Consider the following 20,830-nt stretch of genomic DNA (forward strand, 5'->3'; position numbering starts at 1 on the left):
CAACGAATGACGTGAGGTGCTTCGGCACGAGAACATAAGAATTGGGAAGGGAGTGGAAATGAATAAGTCGTTCAAGACAGTGCGTCCCGCGCCGCTGCTGCGCGGAATGCTACTGACCGGGGTCAGCGCCATGACGCTCGTCGTCGCGCCTGCCGCATTCGCGCAGCAGACCGCGCCGGCGCCGGACACCGTGGCCGAGACGCCGCAGGAGCCAGTGACGCAGAATGATGCGATCGTCGTCACCGGCAGCCGCATCAAAAGCCCGACGCTGACTTCGCCGTCGCCGCTGCAGGCCGTTACCGCCGAGACGATCCAGAATATCGGCGCGACCAACGTCCAGGAAGCACTGGCCCAGATCCCGGCGGTCGGCGTGCCCGGCCAGACCCGCGTCAGCAACGCCGGCGATACCAATCCGGGTCTCGCCACCGTCAACCTGCGCAACCTTGGCGACAACCGCACCCTGGTGCTGATCGACGGCCGCCGCTCGGTCGCCGGCATTCCGGGCACCTCGACCGTCGACCTGTCGATGATCCCGACCTCGTTCGTCGAGCGTGTCGACGTGCTGACCGGCGGCGCCTCAGCCGTCTATGGCTCGGACGCGATCGCGGGCGTGGTCAACTTCGTCTACAAGAAGAATTTCCAGGGCTTCCAGGCCAATGCACAGGCCGGCATCTCGGAACTCGGCGACGACAAGCGCTATTCGATCAACGGAACCTTCGGCCAGAATTTCGCCGACGGCCGTGGCAACGTGATGATCTATGCCGGGTACAATCACGAAGGTGACGTGCCCAACTACAAGCGCGAGCGGACCGCAGCCGGCTATAGCAGCCTGGGCAACACGCAGCGCGTTGGAGGCAACAGCGACGCGAACCTGACCGCCGCGCAGAACCTGTTCACGCGCTTCTACCAGCCGTCGAACGTCGGTCCGGGCGGCGTGTTCAACTTCGGTGGCGTCGGCAGCCGGCTGATCCTGGCGGACGGCACGCTCGACACCTATCCGGCGGTGAACGGCACGAACTACAACGACCCCACGGTCGTCGCGAAGATCAACAAGTACGGCTATAACGCGGCCGCGCTGGGCCAGCAGGCCTCGCCGTCGAACCAGATCACGGTCGCCACGCGCGCGAACTTCGACGTGAGCGACAAGCTGAACCTGTTCGTTGAATCGACCTTCTCGAACTACAAGACCAAGGGCCGTCGCGAAGCCTCGCCGATGCGCACGGACAGCGCGCTGGGCGCGTTCAACGGCACGAACGGGTATTTCCCGATCCAGTTCCAGGTCGTGAACCCGAGCAACCCGGCTGATGTCCGCATCGTCAACAACCCGTTTGTGCCGACCGCGGTGTTCAACGCGGCGGACAATCGCGCCGTCAACGACGCGATCGCTTCGAAGGACGTCAGCTTTCTGCTCCGCACGACGATGTTCGGCGACGGCACGCGCAGTACCCCGACCGAGCGTGACAATTTCCGCGCGGTGATCGGCGGCACCTACAAGATCGGCGGCGACTGGACCGCCGACTTCTACTATCAGTACGGCTTCACCAAGCAGCGCCAGAGCATGACCGGCCTCGCCGACCTCAACCGCCTTGCCCAGGCGGTGCAGGTGATGCCCGACGTGTTCGACTACAACAAGAACGGCAACACCACCGAAGCCGTGTGCGTCGACGCGACCGCGCGTGCGAATGGCTGCGTGCCGATCAACGTCTTCGGCCTGAACGCGGACGGTACTTCGAAGGTCTCGAAGGAAGCCGCTGCGTGGCTGATGACCGAGATGAGCCGCTATTCGAAGCAGGAGCTGCAGACGGCGGCGGTGAACGTCGGCGGTACGCTGTTCAACCTGCCGGCCGGCCCGGTGCAGGTCTCGGTCGGCGCCGAGTGGCGTTCCGAGTACAGCATGGACGACTTCGATCCGCTGACCAACACCGCGCGTAACGGCTATGTCCAACTGCTCGACACCAAGGGCAAGTTCAACGTCAAGGAAGCGTATGGCGAACTCGTCGTGCCGATCCTGCGCGACACGCCCTTCTTCCAGAACCTGACGCTGCGCGGCGCTGCGCGCCTGTCCGACTACTCCACCGTCGGCAGCTTCTGGGCCTGGAACGTCGGCGGCGAATGGGCGCCGGTCGAGGATATCCGCTTCCGTGCGGTCTATGCCCATGCCGTCCGCGCGCCGAACATCGGCGAGCTCTATGCGGCGGCCGCGGCCGGCATCATCACCATCACCGATCCGTGCCAGGGCGTGACGCTGGCGCAGACCTCGGCGGTGGCAGTGAACTGCCGCAAGGATCCGGGCGTGCTCGCGAACATCAACGCGAACGGATCGATGACGCTGACTTCGTCGGACACGGCGGGCGTCGGCAGCATCACGGCTAGCAACCCCGGCATCCAGCAGGAAACCGGCAAGACCAAGACGTTCGGCGTGGTGATCAACCCGCGCTCGATCCACGCGCTGCGCGGCCTGACGATCACCGCCGACTACTACGACATCAAGCTCGAGAACGCGATCAACCGCCTCGCTGCGGCGACCGTGCTCAACAAATGCTATGTCAGTGGCCTGGCGGATTTCTGCCAGTTCGTGACCCGCCGCCAGCAGCCTTCGGGCGCGTTCAGCGTCGGCTCGGTCGAGCAGGTGGTGCGCGGTCTCGTCAACAGCGGTGGCCAGTTCACCCGCGGCATCGACATGACGCTGAGCTACAGCCACAAGATCCTGGGCGGCACGGCGACCTGGTCGGGCAGCTGGACCCACCTGCTCAAGCAGGGCATCGTTCCGCTGACCGGCGACGCCTATGACAACACCATGGGCGAGATCGGCACGCCGCGCGACTCGTTCAACTACGGCCTGAACTGGGACAATGACTCGTTCGGGTTCACCATCACGGGTGAAGTCACCGGCTCCCAGATGTTCGACTATGAGAACTACCAGACGACGTTCCGTCTGGCCAACGGTTCGCTTCCGGACAAGAAGTACTTCACGATCGGCGCGAAGAACTACAACAACGCCCAAATCCGCTATAAGGGCATCGAGAATTTCGAGCTCTATGCGGGTGTGAACAATCTGTTCAACGTCCAGGCGCCGCCGCTCTGGACCGGCACGCCCAACGGCAGCCCGAACGCGATCTGGGATATCATCGGTCGCCGTTACTATGCGGGTATCCGTCTCAAGTTCTGAAGGCCCCCCAAGTTGCCTCCTGTCGGGGCGGTGCATTGCACCGCCCCTTTTTTTGTGCGCGACAGGGGCGCCCAAATCGACTGGATTGCCAGCGGGGAGCGCGAGGATATGCTGGCCCGATGTGGCAACCGGCTATCCTTGCTCTGATGTCTGCTTCGCCCGCGGGGCAGGGCGTGACTTTCGAAGGCGTGGCCTTCGGCCCACAGCGCACCCTTAGCTGCACCTGGTTCACCAATTTCGAAAATAGCCGATTCGAGCAATGCCGGGACGCGACAGGACCGCTGCTGGGGGAAGGCGACGGGGCATCGATCAAATGCCGTGGAGACACGTGCAGGCAACTGGATGCCGCAGCCCGGGAGGCATCGGGCTGGCGAAAAGCCGAGCCGCCCTGGGGCAACTTCACGGTCCAGCTGGTGGGGCGGGTGAGCCTTGCGCAGCACAAGAAGCGCTATCTGGGCGATGCCAGCAGGGACGTTCTCATCGAACGTCTCGTCAGCGTTCGCGTCTTGAAATAGGCCGGTATGGGCGAATGAAGAAGGGCGGCCTCCTTGCGGAGACCGCCCGTGCGAGGTGCCGGCGGGTCGAAGAACCGGCGGCCCGCAGTTCGTTCAGGCCTTCAGCTTGGCCTCCAGCTCCTCGAGCGACTTGCCCTCGTTGCGCGGGGCGCCGAGCATGCCGATGATGCCGCTCGCCGCGAGGAAGCCGGTGAGGATCCAGGCGAGGGTAGTGAAGCCCGTGGCGGTCAGCACCGGCACGAAGAAGCTCCAGATGCCCAGGCCGATGCGCACCACCGCGAACATCAGGCCCTGCGCGGTCGAGCGCAGAAGCGTCGGGAACATCTCCGAGCTCCACAGCTGGAAGAACGACTGGGCACCGAAGCCCTGGCCGAACGCCATCAGGAAGACGTGGAGAATCGCCAGCGGCAGGGTGAGCGGGAACAGCGCGAGCAGCGACATGCCGACCACCTGGATCACTGCCGAGACGAGGAACATCGTCCGCTGGTTCAGCCGGTCGGAGAACTGCATGAATACCCCCCAGATCGACAGCATGCCGATCAGGAAGCTGAGCGTCTGGATCGCCACCGCGGTCGCCTGGCTGGCATCGCCGACGGTGCGCAAGATATAGGGGAAGAAGAAGCCGTTGGTGCCAGCCCACAGGTTCCACATGCCGTACATGCCGATCAGGAACGCCATCGAGCCGAGATAGCGCGGCTTGAACAGCGCGCTGATCCTGGCCGGCTCGATCTGCTTGTGCTCGTCTGCGGCCTGGGCTTCGAGCCAGCGCGGCGATTCCTGCATGCGCGAGCGCAGGAAGGTGAGGCCGATTGCCAGCAGCGCGAGATGCGCGAAGACGATGCGCGCGCCAAGCAACCCGAGCGGGGTGAGCACCAGGAACAGCAGCAGCACGACGACCGGACCCAGATACCAAAGCACCTGCGCCACGCCGCTATGCTTGCCGCGTTTACCCTTGGGCGCCATCTCGGCGATGATCGACCAGGAAGCGGGAATGTCCGCGCCGACCGCGAGGCCGACCAGGAAGAAGCCGAGCACGACCATCCAGGCGTTCATCGCGAACACCAGCCACAGCATGCCGAACGCGTAGAACAGCATGTCGTACTGGTAGATCTTCTTGCGCCCGAACAGGTCGCACAGCCTCCCGCCGATCAACGCGCCGATACCGGCGGAGATCGCGTTCGGCCCGAAAGCGCCGATCAGCCCGACCGTATTGTTGTTGAGATGATAGGCTTCCTGCCACAGCGCGAGCGCTGCCGATCCGGCGACGATCGACCCGGCGTCGATATAGTTCGCAAGGCCGGCGAGGATCGTGTTCCGCCAATCGTCCTTGTCCTGCGCATTCGTGCTGGCCATCGCCTGGCACCCCTCCTTTACAACATATGATAGTATTATTTGTGGCGCAGCCTAGCGGTGCCCGAGGGCCGGGGCAAGCGCTTGCAGCGCCTCGCCGACCCCTTAATCATGGTTGTGCGGGCAGTGATTTCTAGTACGATAATATTATTATAAAGCGCGACGCCCTTCCGGGGCGGATGCGGCAGATCGGGAGAGGGTTGGAATGAAGATCACGCGACGGAACATGCTCGCCCAGACCATGGCGATCGGTGCCGCGACTTCCACTCCCGCCATGGCCGCCGCAGCCCCTCGAACGGTCGAGCGCTGGGGTGTGTTCGAGATCGAACTGGCCGGCCCGAGAGGGGGCAATCCGTTCGTCAACGTGACGCTTGCCGCGGTTTTCGAAGGGGCGGGAAAGCGGGTCCGCGTGCCCGGCTTCTATGACGGCAATGGCACCTACCGCATCCGCTTCAGCCCGCCCGAGCTGGGCGCGTGGCGTTGGCGCAGCGAGAGCAATGCCGGTGCGCTTGCTGGCAAGTCGGGCGAGTTCACCGTAGTCGCGCCGGGCAAGGGCAGTCGCGGACCGGTCCGTGTGTCGAAGGACGGCTATCACTTCGCTTATGCCGATGGCACGCCGTTCCGCCAGATCGGCACGACCTGCTACAGCTGGGCGCTCCAGTCCGACGCGAAATGCGCCGAGACGCTGAAGACGCTCGCCGGCGCGCCGTTCAACAAGATGCGGATGCTGGTGTTCCCCAATGTCCCGTCGGTGGCGACCAACCCGTTCGCGCGCACCGGCGACGGGCCAAGGGATTGGGATCCGGCGCGGTTCGATCCCGCCTATTTCCGCCGCTACGAGGATCGCATCCAGAAGCTCGGCGCGCTGGGGATCGAAGCGGACGTGATCCTCTACCACCCCTATGACGAGAAGCGCGGCTATTCGGACATGCAGCGTGCCGATGACGAGCGCTATCTGCGCTACGTCGCCGCGCGCTTTGGCGCGTACCGCAACGTCTGGTGGTCGATGGCCAACGAATACGACAATATCGAAACCAAGACGATCGCGGACTGGGACCATCTCTTCGAGGTGCTGGTCGCCGCCGATCCGCATGATCGGCTGCGCTCGATCCACCAGATCAACACCTATTACGACCATCGCAAGCCGTGGATCACCCATGCCAGCGTGCAGAATGGCGCGGCCGTGCTCGACGATCTGCGCGCCGAGCTGCACCGCGCGATGACGCTCAAGCCGGTGGTCTTCGACGAGGTCGTCTATGAGGGGAACATCGCCAAGCGCTGGGGCAATCTGAGCGCCGAGGATATGGTCCAGCGTTTCTGGTACGGGCTGATCGGCGGCTGCTATGTCGGGCATAGCGAGACCTTCGCGGCGGATCGCAATGCCGACAGTTCCTGGCTGGGTCAGGGTGGCAGCCTGGCCGGGCACAGCGCGCCGCGGCTCGCCTTCCTGCGCAAGATTATGGAGGAAGGGCCGGTGCCGGGCGTCGAGCCGATCCAGGCCTGGTGGAACTATCATCTCGGTGGCCAGCAGAACGCGTATTACCTCCGCTATTTCGGCGCCGAGCAGCCGACCGAATGGCCGGTGGTATTGCCCGGCAAGGGGCCGGAGTCGCTGCAGAGCTATCGGATCGACGTCATCGACACCTGGAACATGACAGTCACTCCGGTCGAGGGGCTGTTCCGGATGGCGAAGAAGAATGACTATGACGTCCAGGATCCCGCGCGGCCGACCGTGGAGCTGCCGGGCAAGCCCTGGATCGCGCTGCGGATGGTCAAGGTGCAGGCATAGGGATGCGGTACGCGGGCTTCTTCGCAGCGGCGATGCTGTTCGCCTTGCCTGCCGCCGCGCAGGGTAGTCGAGAGGTGTGGATCGACGCCTATCAGTCGAGCCCGGCCGACTACGACTTCGTCATTCCCAAGGAGATGAAGCTCCCGCCCGAGACCCGCCAGCGTCTGCGTGATCGTCCGCCGGTGACCGGCACGCTGCGGATGCGCTTCGCGGTTGCGGCGGGCGGGCGGCAGGTCCGTATCCGCCTGTCCAATGAGGATGGCACAACGCCGCTCACCGTGGTTGCAGCCAGCGCCGGCATCGCCGCGACCGGCTTCGATGCGAAGCCCGGCACGCTGCGCCGGCTCAGCTTCGGTGGCGCGGCGCAGGTGACGATCGCACCGGGTGCGCCTGTGCTGAGCGATCCTGTCGCCCTGTCCGTTCCGGCAATGGGCGAGCTGGTGGTGAGCGTGCATATTCCCGCGGGGCTTAAGCTCAAGGGATTCGGGAATGCGGTGATGGCGATGGGGGAGGGCGACCAAATCCTCGCTGAAAAGATCGCAAATGCCGATACGATCATCGGCCGGCCGCCGGTGAGCGGTGTCATGGTGCGCAGCGCCAGCCCCCCGCGCGTTATCGTCGCGCTTGGCGATTCGATCACCGACGGCAACCGGCCCGCGCTCGACCAGCTGCATGGCTGGCCGGAACGGCTGAACCAGCGCATCGCCGCCGCGCCCGTCCGCCCGGCGCTGGCGGTGATCAATGCCGGTATCGGCGGCAACCGGGTGCTCTCGACCAGCTGGGGCAAGGCGGCGCTGGCCCGGTTCGATCGCGATGTCGCCCGCGTGCAGGGCGTGTCCCACGTCATCCTGTTCGAAGGCATCAACGATATCGGCAATGGCGGATCGAGCACCATGTTCGGCAACAACCCGCCGCTCGACGTGGACGAGCTGATCGCCGGCTACCGCCAGATCATCGCCCGGGCGCATGCCGCCAATATCAAGGTGGTGATGGGGACGCTGACGCCGTTCCGGGGCGCGACTTCGTACAATGAGGCGCGGGAAGCGCAGCGCCAGGCGGTCAATCGCTGGATCCGCACCTCGGGCGAGCCCGACGGCGTGATCGATTTCGACAAGGCCGTCCGCGATCCCGCCGCGCCGCTGCAGCTTCTGCCCGCCTATGATTCCGGCGACCATATCCATCCGGGCGAGGCGGGATACCGAGCGATGGGTGATAGTGTCGATATCGCTTTGTTTCGAAGGGCGGGGTGACGCTCGCACCCTGAAAGCTCCCCGGCGAAAGCCGGGGCCCAGGGTTTCTCTGCCATCCCGCTTGTGACCCTGGGCCCCGGCTTTCGCCGGGGAACAGAATAGTTTGAAAGAATTACCCCGCGAACAGCGCCTCGCGCGCCAGGCGCAGCGTCTCGACCGCATCCTGCTTCGCCTGCGCCGCCTTCATCGCGTCGAAGTCGAGCCGGTCGAGCGCCTTCTCGATATGCTTGAGGAAGCCGATCGCGCTCTTGGCGGCGCCGACGCAATCCTCGCGGAACGGGAACTGGTCGAGCTGCCACACGCCTTCCCACTTGTTCTTGCGCAGCGTGTAGAAGAACTCGAACAGCTCGATCGGGTGGACCGAGCCGGCGATCATGTCGTCGTCCCAGCCGCGCAGATTGTCGTTCACGTCCATGCCGAACAGCCGGCCATGATCGATCGCGAGCTGGGCCGAATCCGCCGGGCTCTCGCCGCCGTACAGCGCGTGGCCGAAATCGAGCAGGATGCCGATATTGGGCAGCCCGATCTTCTCGATGCCGAGCAGCGTGCGCGCGACGCTGTCGAAGCTCATGTGATTGCGCGGCTCGCGCGGCTTGTATTCGATCACGAACTGGAGATCGGGATTCTCGGAGGCGAGCTGGCCGACGCCGTCCATGCTCATCCGCCACAGATCGCCATGATCGACCTGGAAGGGATAGTCCCATCCATCCTGGCCCGGCCACAGCTTCACATATTTGGCGCCGAAGCGGCGGACGACGCCGGCGGCCTCGGTGATCATCGCATGCGCTTCGCGGCGGATGCCTGGATCGGGATTGGTGAAGGCGCCCTTGGCGAACTTGCGGGTGTAGATCTCCGGCGTGATGCCGATGACCGACAGGTTGTTGCGGGCGAGCGCCGCCTCGACCGCGGCGAAATCGGTCTCGCCGCCCGGGAAGGGGTAATTGATGTCGACGACCGACAGGTCACCGACCTCGCCGGCCAGGTCGATCATCTCGATCAGCGAGCGCGCCGGGCCATAGCCATCGGTCGCATAGCGATCCACATAGGTGGCGAAGTGCCAGATCCCCGCGCCGTACTTCTGCTCGCTCGCCATCATCAGTCCTCTCGAAGTGCCGCCCGGCTTCGTGCCGGACGTGAAATCATGGGGCCGTCGCGTTTTCGCGCCTGGCCGTGCGCCTGCCGGTCAGGCGATGAGTAGCTTCACCCCGGCGGCCTCGAAGCCCGCACGGTCCTCGTCCCGGATGCCGTCGTCGGTCACCAGCGTGTGGATCAGCTCGATGCCGCCGAGCGACGAGAAGGAGCGCTGCCCGATCTTGCTGCTGTCGGCGACCAGGATCACCTCGGCCGCGGATTCGATCATCGCGCGCTTCACCGTGATGTCCGAAAGCGACGGGAAGGTGAGGCCGGCATCGAGCGACACCGCTGCCGTCGCCAGGAACAGCTTCTGCGCGAACAGCCCGCGGAAATAGTCGCCTGAGCGCTCGCCGCTGAGTGACAGGGTCGGTGCCTTGAAATGGCCGCCCGGCATATGGACGTCGAACCCTGGCAGGCCGCCGAGCGCCAGCGCGATGTTGAGCGCGTTGGTGATCACCGTCAGCCCGCTGCGGGTGGCGAGGTGGGACGAGATCTCGGTGGTGGTCGATCCGGAATCGAGGATGATCGTCTCGCCATCCTGCACCAGCGCCGCCGCCGCGCGGCCGATCCGGCGCTTGGCTTCCATGTGCACCATGTGGTGCAGCGCCATCGCGCGCACCTGCTGGGTGACCGACTTGAGGAATGCCCCGCCATGCTCGCGCACGACATGGCCTTCCGCCTCGAGCTTCTCCAGGTCCTGGCGCACCGTTACTTCGGACACGCCGAAAGCATCCGCAAGCGTGCGGACGCGGGCGGCGCCTTCTTCCTGCATCCATTCCAGGATCTTCATCCGGCGGGCTTCGCCAAGCAGCCCGGGCGTTCCGGCTCGAGTGTTCATGCCTGTCTCCAATCCCCGCCTGCGATGCGGAGCTGCAGTGGCTCTAGCATGCGGGCGCGTGCGGCATAGATGCGGCGGACTTCCGAGGCTGCGGCAAGGGCAGGAGGCGCGCCCGCCTGCTCACCATTTTCCATGCCGAAACGCCGCACAGCCCATCCTCTTCCGTATCGTAGCTCTGATCGCCGGATTTTGCGCAACGCTAAGCGGTAACGCAGCGAAGTGTCAACGAACGAACCGAGATTCGTTGCGAAATGGAGGTAAACGAAAATAATCGTAAGAAGCCGGTTGCCGTTCATATCCGTCCTCGGTTAAGGCCCGGCCATGGGCAAGGCAGTAGCAACCGAGGAATTCGTCGATGCGCGGGTGGCGGACATTCGCCGCCGCGCGGACTGGATACGGCGCGAGGCGCTGACGATGGCGCACCGCGCGAAGCAGGGGCATCCGGGCGGCGATATGTCGTGCGCGGATATCCTGGCGACGCTCTATTCCGCCGTGCTGCGCTTCGATCCCGCCAATCCGCAGGACCCGACGCGCGATCGCTTCGTGATGAGCAAGGGCCACTGCACCGGTGCCTTCTATTCGGCGCTTGCAGGTGCGGGCTATTTTCCGGTCGCCGATCTGGAGACCTATCTTCAGCCGGGCTCGCGGCTGAACGGCCACCCGAACCGCAATTATCTGCCGGGCGTCGAGACCAATACCGGCCCGCTCGGTCATGGCCTGCCCGTCGCGGTCGGCATGGCGGTGGCCGGGCAGATCGACGCGGCGGACTTCCGGGTCTTTGCGCTCACTGGCGACGGCGAGCTGCAGGAAGGCAGCATGTGGGAAGCGGCGATGTTCGCCGGGCATCGCAGGCTCGGCAAGCTGACGGTCATCATCGATCGCAACCGGCTGCAGCAGGGCGCGCCGACCGAGGATACCAATTCGCTCGAGCCGCTCGCCGACAAATGGGCAGCCTTTGGCTGGGAAGTCGCCGATGTCGACGGCCATGATCCCGCGGCCCTGCTCGAACTGCTCTCCGCACCGCGTGGCGCCGACGGCAAGCCGCTTTGCATCATCGCGCATACGATCAAGGGACGCGGCGTGAGCTATATGGAAAATCAGGCGGGCTGGCATCATGGCACGCCCAATGACGCGCAGCTGGCCCAGGCTTTCGCCGAACTCGACGCGGAGCTTGCGGCATGAGTGCGGCGCCGCAGGGCAAGGGCTTCGATTGCCGCAATGCCTATGTCGAGACTTTGGAGGCTCTGGCGGCCGAGGATCCCCGGATCGTCGCGGTGGTCAATGACTCGGTCGGTTCGTCGAAGCTCAACAAGTTTCGCGACCAGTTTCCCGAGCGGCTGGTCAATGTCGGCATCGCCGAGCAGAACATGGTCGGCGTCGGTGCGGGCCTGGCCAATGGCGGCAAGGTGCCGTTCGTCAGCGGCGCCTCGTGCTTCCTCACCGGCCGCGCGCTCGAGCAGATCAAGGCGGACATCGCGTACAGCAACGTCAATGTGAAGCTGTGCGGCATCTCGAGCGGCGTCGCCTATGGTGAGCTTGGCGCGACCCATCACAGCATCGAGGACCTGGCCTGGCTGCGCGCGATGAAGGGGCTGACGGTGATCGTGCCGTCCGATCCCTGGGAAACCGCCGAGGCGATCCGCTGGGCCGCCGGCTATGACGGTCCGGTCTTCATCCGGGTGAGCCGCATGGCAGTGCCCGCACTGGCCCGTCCGGAAGGCGCGCGCTTCGAGGCCGGCAAGGCCGAAGTGCTGCGCGAAGGCGATGACGTCGCAATCATCGCCTGCGGCACGCTGGTGCACCGTGCGCTCGACGCCGCCGAGGCGCTGGCGGCGGAAGGCATCTCGGCCTGTGTGCTCAACATGGCGACGATCTCGCCGATCGACCGCGAGGCGATCGTTGCCGCGGCCGGCACGGGTGCTATCGTCACCGCTGAAGAACATGTCGTGCGCGGTGGCCTGGGCGGCGCCGTGGCCGAAGTCGTGGTGGAGGAGAGGCCGGTTCCGATGCGCGTCCTGGGTTTCCCCGGCTTCCTGGAGACTGGCTCGGCCGAATGGCTGTTCGAGCGGCACGGGCTGACACCGGCAGGCATCGCTGCCGCGGCGCGCGAGCTGGTCGAGAAGCGCGGCTGATGGCGCGCCCGGCGATCCTGGCGGTCGACCAGGGCACGACCAACACCAAGGCGCTGCTGTTCGCGGCGGACACCGGCGAAGTGCTCGGCCGTGCCTCGCACCCGCTGGGCGTGGTCCATCCGCGTCCCGGCTGGGCCGAGCAATCGGCCGAGGCGATCTGGGGCAGCGTCGCCGGCGCGATCGGCGAAGTCATCGCGACGACGCCGGGCGCCGAAGTCGCCTCGCTCGCCATCGCCAACCAGCGCGAGACGATCGTGCTGTGGGACGCCGAGAGCGGCGAGGCGGTGGCACCCGCGATCAGCTGGCAATGCCGGCGCACCGCCGATCGCTGTGCCGCGCTGGCGCCGCGTGCGCAGGAAATCATTGCGGCGACCGGGCTCGGCATCGATCCGCTGGCGCCCAGCACCAAGCTTGCCTGGCTGCTCGACGAGACGCCGCGCGCGCGCGCCAGGGCCGAGGCCGGGCTGCTCCGCGCCGGCACGATCGACAGCTGGCTGTTATGGAAGCTCACCAACGGCGCGCAGCACGCGACCGATGTGAGCAACGCCTCGCGTACCCAGCTGATGTCGCTCGACGCGCTCGACTGGGACCGCTCGATGCTCGCGCTGTTCGGGGTGCCCCGGCTGGTGCTGCCGACGATCCGTCCGTCCGACGCCCAGTTTGGCTTCACCGCCGCGAGCGGCGTGCCCTCGGGCCTGCCGATCGAAGTGCTGCTCGGCGATTCACACGCGGCCCTGCTCGGCCACGGCTTTGCGGCGCCCGGACAGGCCAAGGTCACCTGCGGCACCGGTTCCTCGCTGATGGCGGTGACGCCGGCGCGCGTCACCTCCGCGCACGGCCTGTGGAGCACGATCGCCTGGGCACGCGGGCATGACGTCTTTCATGCGCTCGAAGGCAATGTCGCGGTGTCGGGCCATGCCGCGGCCTTTGCGGTGCGCCTGCTCAACCTGCGCGACGAGGGCGAGCTGACCCGGCTCGCCGCCGAAGTGCCCGACAGCCAGGGCGTGACCTTCGTACCCGCGCTGGCCGGGCTCGGCGCGCCGCACTGGCGCTCGGAAGCGCGGGGGCTGCTCAGCTGCATGTCGCTCGGCACCAGCCCGGCGCACGTCGCCCGCGCCGTGCTGGAGGGCATCGCGCTGCAGATCGCCGATATCGTCTTTGCGATGGACGCCGATCTCGGCGCGCCGCTTGATGTGCTGTCCGTCGATGGGGGGGCTGCGGCGAATGACCTGCTCGTCCAGATCCTCGCCGACGTGATCGATCGCCCGGTCCTGCGCCCGCGCCAGCTCGAGCTGGGCGCGCGCGGGGTGGCGCAGCTGGCTGCCGGGAAGCTGGGTGGCAATGCCTGGGCAATAGTGGATCAGGACCGCTTCGAGCCGGGCATCGCCGGTGCCGATCGCGCGCACCTGATGGCGCGCTGGCGCCAGGCGGTTGCCGCGTCCGCCGCGGCGCATCCCTAGCCGGTGCATGCCCGGCGGAGTCACCCGTAGAACATCGAAATCCGAGGTCGTCAGCAGGAAATCGCTCGGCTAAACACTCGTGAAACTACGAGTGAGAAATCGATTCCATGAGCCTGTCCGATACCCCTTCGCGGCGCGTGCGTTCCGTCGTCATCCTGGGTGGTGGAACGGCCGGCTGGATGACCGCGACGGCGCTGGCGCGCCAATTCGGCCGGACGCTGGATATCACCCTGCTCGAGTCCGAGGAGATCGGCACGGTCGGCGTCGGTGAAGCGACGATCCCGACGATCCACTGGTTCAACCAGCTGATCGGGCTCGGCGAGGCGGCGTTCCTCCGCGAGACCAAGGCGAGCTTCAAGCTGGGCATCGAGTTCGTCGACTGGGTGCGGCCGGGGCATCGCTATTTCCACCCGTTCGGCGACTATGGCGTGCGCTTCCCGGGCGTGGCCTTCCACCATCGCTGGATGAAGGCCAGGGCGGAGGGCCTCGACCTGCCGCTTGCCGCCTTCTCGCTGGCGACCGAACTGGCCGGGCAGGGGCGTTTCGCCATGCCGACGGGTGACGCGCGCTCGATCCTGTCGACGCTCGGCTATGCCTATCATTTCGACGCCAGCCTCTATGCCCGCCACCTGCGCGGCATTGCCGAAGCAGCGGGCGTCACCCGCATCGAGGGCAAGCTGCAGGACGTCGCGTGCGACGGCGAGAGCGGGCTGGCCACCGCGCTCACCACCCAGCGCGGCGAGCGGATCGAGGGCGACCTGTTCGTCGACTGTTCGGGCTTCCGCGCGCTGCTGATCGACGGAACGATGGGCGGTGGATTCGAGGACTGGTCGCACTGGCTGCCCTGCGACCGTGCCGTGGCGGTGCCCTGCGCGCGGACCGAGCATACCACGCCTTTCACCCGCTCCACCGCGCGCCCGGCGGGCTGGCAGTGGCGCATTCCGCTCCAGCACCGGATCGGCAATGGGCATGTCTTCTCCAGCCGCTTCATGAGCGAGGACGAGGCGACGGGGACGCTGCTGGCGAACCTCGACGGCGAGGCGCTGGCCGAGCCGCGCACGCTGCGCTTCACCGCGGGCACGCGGCGCAAGGCCTGGATCGGCAATGTTATCGCGATCGGCTTGTCCTCGGGCTTCCTAGAACCGCTGGAATCGACGTCGATCCACCTGATCCAGAGCGGCATCGCCAAGCTGCTGACGCTATTCCCGGACCGCGACATGGATCCGGCGCTGGCCGAGCGGTACAATGCGCTCCTCAATGCCGATATGGACAATATCAAGGACTTCCTGATCCTCCACTACCACGCCAATCCCGGCCGCACCGATCCGTTCTGGGTGGAGCGGCGCGAGATGGCGTTGCCCGAGACGCTGGTGGCGCGCGAGGAGCAATATCGCCGCTCCGGGCGGCTGATGCTCGGCCCCGAGGAGCTGTTCCGCGACGCGAGCTGGCTGGCGGTGCTCAACGGGCAGGAGATCGTGGCGGAGGACTATAACCCGCTCGCCGACGTGCTCGACAGCGCGGCCAACAGCGCGCAGGTCCGCCAGGTCGCCGAAGTCATCCAGCGCGCCGCGCCGACGCTACCGCTGCACGACGCGGCGCTTGCGGCGGCGATGGGCGGGTGATCAAGCCGGACATCGTCGCGCGGCGGATCGGCAGCGAAAGCCAGCCGATCGCGATCGTCGACGGCTTCCATCCCGACCCGGATGCGCTGCGCGCGGCGGCGCTGGCGGCGAAGTTCGAGCCGGGACGGCATCACTATCCAGGCATCCGCGCGCCGCTGCCGGCCGAGTATTTCGCCCAGGTGCGCCCGGCGCTGGTGCCGGTGCTGCGCGAGGTGCTGGGGGCTGCGAGCGTGGAGCTGCTCGATGCCAGCTTCTCGATGGTGACCACCCCGCCCGCCGAACTCGGCGTGGAACAGCGGCTGCCGCATATCGATGCGGTGCAACCCGGGCGGATCGCGCTGGTCCATTATCTGTCGGAAGGCGACGGCACGGCGTTCTTCCGACACCGGGCGACGGGGTTCGAGACGATCGATGCGGCGCGCTCGGCCGGCTATCTCGCCACGCTCAACGCCGAGCTGCGCGCCGATCCGCCGGAAGCGGCCTATCCCTTTGGCGATACGAAGCTTTTCGAGCGGATCGCGCATGTCGAGGCACGCTATAATCGCGCGGTGATCTACCGCAGCGCGCTGCTCCATAGCGGCGCGATCTCGCCGGATGCGGTGCTGGACGGCGATCCGGCGACCGGGCGGCTGACGGTGACGGCGTTCCTCTCCGCCACATAAAAATCACCCGCCATCCCTGGGGAGGGATGACGGGTCGAGGTGGGGTGTAGGGTTAGCGCAGCTCAGTGCTTCTTCTTCGCCGCAGCCTTGGGTGGCTGTACGGCGAGATAGACCGTGCTCCACAGCTGCGCGGCGTTGGACTCATCGACGTCCGCCTTGCCGGCGCCGAAGGCGACGACCTTGTAGCGGCCATTCTCGAACGCCCAGGACCAGAGCTCCGAGCTCTGCGTCGCCCGGGTTGCCTGGATCGCGCGCCACAGCCTGGCCTGTGCATCCTTCAGCACCGCGCGAGTGGCGGGGGGCAGGTCGGTACGGGCGAGCTGGCGCTCGAGGCCGGCGGCGAACAGGGCCTGCTGCCACGACCACACCACCGCACCGTGATAGGCGGCCGGGGTGAAGCGGTCCTGCACCTCGGTGCCGGCCAGCGCCGGATTGGCGACGAGCAGGCCGATATCGGTCATCAGCCCGGCCGGGAACGGCCGTGCCAGCGCGCCGACATAGGCCTGGAGATCGGCCGGGTCGGGATGGCCGAACAGCAGGCTAAAGCCTTCATCCGAATTGATAATCGGCACCGGCTTGCCATGATCGTCGAGCGCGATCGCGTGGTAGCGCAGGGGCTGGCCCTTGAGCGAGGCGAGGGCCGGGGCGGCGGGGACGCCGACGCGGGCGGCATAGGCGCGGACCTGGGCTGCGGCCTCGGGGCCGGGGGTCTCGACGGCGAACAGGCCGGGGGCCTTGCTCCGCCAGGTCGCCGCCATGGCGTGGGCGCGCTCCAGCGCGGCGCGGTCGTCCGGGGTGAGGAAGCGATCGAGCAGGCCGGCGCGGAGCAGCTTGTCGGCGGCCTCGAGCGCGGCAGGGACAAAAACCGCATTCACATCATAGGGATAGCGGCCACGGCCCAAACCTTCCTCACTATCGCGCCACTGGCCGGTCAGGCGGCCCTTGTGGATCGCGACGAGGTTGTTCCAGCGCGGATCCTCGGCGAATGGACGCACTTGATCGATAACGTAGCGAAGGTTGCGCACCAGGAGGGTTCCTGCCGACGCCGCACTGCCCGGATTCGCTTCGCTCTGTACCATTCTGGCCAGGAAAGTTTGCGCGGCGGCCCGGGTTGCCGAGCCGAGCAGATAATCGGCGGAGACGGGACCGAGCATGTAATCGTCGTCGATCATACCATAATCGAGAGTCGCAGCGGCACCGCCCGGCTGCTTGTGCTGGGCATGGTCGATCAGCGCGAATTCGGAGAGCCCCTCCTCATGCGCGACTTCGCCGTCCCGATCGAGCCGGGCGAGCACCGCGCCCAGGCCCGCTTCCACCGCAGCGCCCTTGAGCGCAGGCATCAGCAGGCGAACCGACATCAGCGTGTCGCGGCCGAAATAGGTGTCGAAGCGCCACGAGCCGGCCAGAAACTTCTCGCGGTAGCTGAGGAAAGCGAGCGCGTTGCGCGCTGCCGGATCGGAGGCTGCTTTGCTATTGAGCAGCTCTGCCTTGCTGAGGCCGGTCAGCGGCGTATCGCCGGTCGCTGCAACGATCCGCAACTGAATGCGTCCATTCGCGCCGGCGACGATCTCGCCCTTCTCGATCCGGCCGCTCAGCACCTGAATCTCCAGGCTGTAGCCCGGCGCACCGTCAACACGGTCACGGGCGTAGAGGATGCGATTACCCTCGATGCGGACCGGTGCCGCCACTTCGGCGGGAAAGCGGCTGACCGACTGGTAATCGCGCAGGAAGCGAACATTGGAGAGCACGGCCTGCTTGGGGGCGAGGCGCGGGGTGTCGATCGTGGCGATGCTCTCGATGCCGTGGAGCGGGCGGCCCCTGGCGTCGGCGAAGGTCACCGGGCGCGGCGCCTGGTCGAGCCGCCAGGTGGCGGGGCGGGCAAGTGGCTGGAACCACAGGCCGACGCCGCTGTTGCCGGCCGGGAAGGCGACCAGGATGCGCGGATCGCTGCCGTTGCGCAGCAGCAGGTGCGCCGCGACCTTGCCCTCGCGCACGAACGCGTTGAGGTTCTGGCCCTCGGTCAGGCTGTAGGCCAGCTCCGGCGCCCTGGCCGCCTTCTGCGCCATCGCCACCGTGCTGGTGCCCGCGAGCAGCAGCCCGCCCGCCAGCAGCAACCGCATCGAACCTCGCATCCGTCTCTCTCCTCTTAATCCAGAAATGGAAAGGCGCGGCGAACCTTTCAGTTGCCGCGCCCTCCCTTTTGCGACCCTTGCGGGGTTTATCAGAACTTGAACGTGATCGTGCCGCCATAGGTGGCGCCGACGATGCCGCGGGCATAGAAATAGCCGTCGGTGATCGCCTGCGTCTGGCCCTGGCGGGGATTACCCTCGGTCAGGCCGATGACGTTGAAGATGTTGTCCGCGTTCACGCTCAGCTGCAGCTGCTTGCTGAGGTTGAACGAGGCACCCACGCTGGTCACGCCGTAGCTCGGCAGCGCCACGCCGTTGCCGGCATCGGCGTAGATCTTGCCGATATACTTGTAGCGGCCATAGATCTCACCGAGACCGTTCGGCAGCTTGTAGCTCGGCGTGATCGTGAACAGGCGTGCCGGCGTGCGCTCGGGGCGATTGCCCTCGAAGCCCTGCTGGTTGGCGCCGTTGATCGCCAGGTTGACGAGCTTCGGATCCTGGAACACGCCCTGGAAGTCGATGCTGAAGGCATCGACCGGACGGACGTTGAGGTTGAGCTCGACGCCGTTGGTACGCAGATCGGCGTTGATGTTGCTCTGCTGCGACGGGTTCACCGGATCGGCGAAGTTGTAGTTCTGGTTGCGGAAGTTGGTGCGGAACACCGTCGCCGAAGCCGAGACCAGGCGGCCCATCTGGTAGCGGACGCCGGCTTCGTACAGCTCGATCCCGGTGATGGGATCGACATTGTTCATCTGGAAGCCGTTGGCGTAGCGGGCATAGATCGAGAAGTTCGGCGTGATCAGGTAGTTCGCGCCGACGGTGTAGGCCACCGCCTTCTTGTTCGCCTTGCGCACCGCATAGGTGCCGTCCCAGGTCGAGCCGACCGTGGTCAGCACGCCGGCCGTGCCCGGCTGCACCGCCTGGTTCACCGCCGCGGTGTTGCCGTCCCACGCCGTCGCGCTGTCATGCTCCCAGCGCACGCCGGCGTCGATGTGCAGGTCGCCGATCGAGAACTCGTCGTTCACATAGAGCGACAGGCTCGAATCCTGGCGGCTGCGGATGCCCGCGCCCCAGTCGCCGTACGAGACCAGGCCGTTGTCGGACAGGGTGCCGATCACCTGGTTGTTCGCGTTGAGCGCGACGATGTCATAGACATCGCTGTTGGTGCGCACATCGTTGACCACGCTCGCCGTCGCCGACTGGTCCTGGTTGCGCTTGGTCTTGTAGTACATCACGCCCGCGGTGAGCGAGTTCTTGAAGCTGCCGCTCTCGAAGTTCCAGCGGCCGCCGACGTTGAAGCCCAGGTCATAGGCGTCGATCGCGTCGTGGTTGAGCGTGGTACGCTGCAGGAAGCCGTTGCCGTTCAGCGCGTTGAGCAGCGCCGTCTGGTTCGAGCCGATCACCTGGCCGGTGCGCAGGTTCTTGATGCCATAGCGCACGGTGGTCGGGAAGGCGGCCTGGCCAAGCGTCAGCAGGTCGTTGATCGGCGAGCTGCTGCCCGGGGTCAGGTAGTTCACCGCGCTGGTCAGGCCGGCATTGCCGGTGCCCGAGCCGGGGAACAGGCCGTTGAAGTCGTAGCTGTAGTCGAGATAGCGGCCATGGCCGAACAGCGTGAACGAGTCCGAGATCGGCTTCTCGAAGTCGAGGCGGACCTGCCAGGTCTTCGAGACGATGCCGTCGTCATAGTTGAATTCGCGATAGCCGCTCGAATGCGCGTTGGTCGAAACCGGCACCGCGATGTTCGAGAAGGCCCGGCCGCCGACATTGCCGAACTGGGTGTCGAGGCTCGGCACGCCGCCCGGCTCGCCATCCGTGAACTTGTACGGCTGGTCGGCGTAATAGGCGTTCTTCATGTCGCCGCCCTTGGCCGACAGGCGGACATAGCCACCGTCGTCGAACTTGTATTCGAGCGCGCCCTTGATGCGCCAGCCGGTATAGTCGTTGGTGTTCTTGCGAACGCCCGGGCTCGACTGGAAATAGCCGCCGACGCTGAAGGCCAGCTTGTCGGTGATCGGCTGCGAGTAATAGCCGTCGGCGCGCTTCAGGCCGTAATTATAGCCGGTGAAGCGGACCGCGCCCTCGGGGCGCTCATGGTTCACGGCCTTGGAGATGAAGTTGATCGTCGCGCCCGCGCCGTTGACGGTGAGCACGCCCGACGAACCGCCCTTGACCGCTTCGAGGCGATCGATGGTCAGGTCCTGATCGAAGAAGAAGTCGGCGCCGCCGCCGCCGTACAGGATCGGCATGCCGTCTTCCTGCAGCTGGACGAAGCGCTGGCCGCCGCCCTGGAGGCCGCGGACCGAATAGTTGTTCGAAACCGCGCCGGCGGTCGCCTCGACGAATATGCCCGGGACCATTTCGAGCAGGTCGGCGGTCGAACGCGGGGCCTTCTGGTCGATCAGCTCGCGATTGGCGAGCGTGATGTCGGCCGACGAGGTGATCAGCGGGCGGTTCGGCGTGGTCTGGCCGGTGACGACGATCTGGCCTTCATCGGCGGCGTCATCCTGCGCGGCGGGAGCAGCCGCATCAGTGGTGGCCGTCTGGGCCTGGGCGGCGAGCGGCGCGAGCGCGGCACTGGCCAACAGCGCGGCGCGAACGCCAGCGCGAACGGAAAGCAACATATATCCTCCCCAACCGAGTTTATGCCGGACAGTCCGGCGGGTTGATCCCGCTCGATTAATCACGACGCCCGCATAATGAAATCGTTTTCTGCAACTGTCACGCGGAATTTGCCAAGCACTGGTGCGCTGGTGCAACAGGTGCCGAAACCAACGGATTTC

Annotated in this window: 14 protein-coding genes; 9 read left to right on the forward strand and 5 right to left on the reverse strand. The window is 66.3% G+C overall.

Annotated features, from left to right (window positions below):
* The first annotated feature begins 58 nt into the window (after positions 1-58).
* Complete coding sequence (locus AC1RJ5_RS21470; RefSeq protein ID WP_269575954.1) at positions 59-3,169, forward strand: TonB-dependent receptor domain-containing protein; 3,111 nt, start codon at positions 59-61, stop codon at positions 3,167-3,169.
* A gap of 146 nt (positions 3,170-3,315) precedes the next feature.
* Entirely contained in the window at positions 3,316-3,684 is a 369-nt protein-coding gene (locus AC1RJ5_RS21475; RefSeq protein ID WP_269575953.1) for a hypothetical protein, read from the forward strand.
* A gap of 93 nt (positions 3,685-3,777) precedes the next feature.
* Here the strand turns inward: AC1RJ5_RS21475 and AC1RJ5_RS21480 are convergent, their stop codons facing one another.
* Entirely contained in the window at positions 3,778-5,037 is a 1,260-nt protein-coding gene (locus AC1RJ5_RS21480) for an MFS transporter (protein ID WP_269575952.1), read from the reverse strand.
* A gap of 202 nt (positions 5,038-5,239) precedes the next feature.
* Between AC1RJ5_RS21480 and AC1RJ5_RS21485 the strand changes: the two genes are divergently transcribed.
* Entirely contained in the window at positions 5,240-6,823 is a 1,584-nt protein-coding gene (locus AC1RJ5_RS21485) for a DUF5060 domain-containing protein (RefSeq protein ID WP_269575951.1), read from the forward strand.
* 2 nt (positions 6,824-6,825) lie between these two features.
* Positions 6,826-8,073, forward strand: coding sequence for an SGNH/GDSL hydrolase family protein (locus tag AC1RJ5_RS21490; protein ID WP_269575950.1), 1,248 nt, complete (start codon positions 6,826-6,828; stop codon positions 8,071-8,073).
* A 112-nt stretch (positions 8,074-8,185) separates the two neighbouring features.
* Here AC1RJ5_RS21490 and AC1RJ5_RS21495 read toward each other — a convergent pair whose 3' ends face one another.
* Together AC1RJ5_RS21495 and AC1RJ5_RS21500 are read right to left on the reverse strand one after the other, a co-directional pair.
* Entirely contained in the window at positions 8,186-9,166 is a 981-nt protein-coding gene (locus AC1RJ5_RS21495; RefSeq protein ID WP_342249868.1) for a sugar phosphate isomerase/epimerase family protein, read from the reverse strand.
* A 90-nt stretch (positions 9,167-9,256) separates the two neighbouring features.
* Positions 9,257-10,045, reverse strand: coding sequence for a DeoR/GlpR family DNA-binding transcription regulator (locus AC1RJ5_RS21500; protein WP_493115618.1), 789 nt, complete (start codon positions 10,043-10,045; stop codon positions 9,257-9,259).
* Between the two features lie 321 nt (positions 10,046-10,366).
* On the opposite strand from AC1RJ5_RS21500, the gene AC1RJ5_RS21505 reads away from it, so the two are divergent.
* The 5 genes from AC1RJ5_RS21505 (at position 10,367) to AC1RJ5_RS21525 (ending at position 15,921) form a co-directional block, all read left to right on the forward strand.
* Positions 10,367-11,227, forward strand: a complete 861-nt coding sequence (locus tag AC1RJ5_RS21505; RefSeq protein WP_493115620.1) for a transketolase — start codon at positions 10,367-10,369, stop codon at positions 11,225-11,227.
* A complete protein-coding gene (locus AC1RJ5_RS21510; RefSeq protein ID WP_493115622.1) occupies positions 11,224-12,177 on the forward strand; it encodes a transketolase family protein in 954 nt (317 codons plus the stop codon). Before AC1RJ5_RS21505 ends, AC1RJ5_RS21510 begins: the two co-directional genes overlap by 4 nt.
* Positions 12,177-13,637 carry an FGGY family carbohydrate kinase gene (locus AC1RJ5_RS21515; RefSeq protein WP_493115624.1) on the forward strand — a complete coding sequence of 487 codons (1,461 nt, stop codon included), beginning with the start codon at positions 12,177-12,179 and terminating at the stop codon, positions 13,635-13,637. Before AC1RJ5_RS21510 ends, AC1RJ5_RS21515 begins: the two co-directional genes overlap by 1 nt.
* A 107-nt stretch (positions 13,638-13,744) precedes the next feature.
* Positions 13,745-15,259, forward strand: coding sequence for a tryptophan halogenase family protein (locus AC1RJ5_RS21520; RefSeq protein ID WP_493115626.1), 1,515 nt, complete (start codon positions 13,745-13,747; stop codon positions 15,257-15,259).
* Entirely contained in the window at positions 15,256-15,921 is a 666-nt protein-coding gene (locus AC1RJ5_RS21525) for a DUF6445 family protein (protein ID WP_493115628.1), read from the forward strand. The genes AC1RJ5_RS21520 and AC1RJ5_RS21525 overlap by 4 nt, the downstream gene beginning before the upstream one ends.
* A gap of 62 nt (positions 15,922-15,983) precedes the next feature.
* Here the strand turns inward: AC1RJ5_RS21525 and AC1RJ5_RS21530 are convergent, their stop codons facing one another.
* Both AC1RJ5_RS21530 and AC1RJ5_RS21535 read right to left on the reverse strand, forming a co-directional pair.
* Complete coding sequence (locus tag AC1RJ5_RS21530) at positions 15,984-18,053, reverse strand: hypothetical protein (RefSeq protein ID WP_493115630.1); 2,070 nt, start codon at positions 18,051-18,053, stop codon at positions 15,984-15,986.
* An 89-nt stretch (positions 18,054-18,142) separates the two neighbouring features.
* Positions 18,143-20,671: a TonB-dependent siderophore receptor gene (locus tag AC1RJ5_RS21535; RefSeq protein ID WP_184168432.1), complete on the reverse strand. Its 2,529-nt coding sequence runs from the start codon at positions 20,669-20,671 to the stop codon at positions 18,143-18,145.
* Positions 20,672-20,830: the final 159 nt, after the last annotated feature.

The organism is Sphingomonas sp. GW822-FHT03G08, from assembly GCF_058801135.1.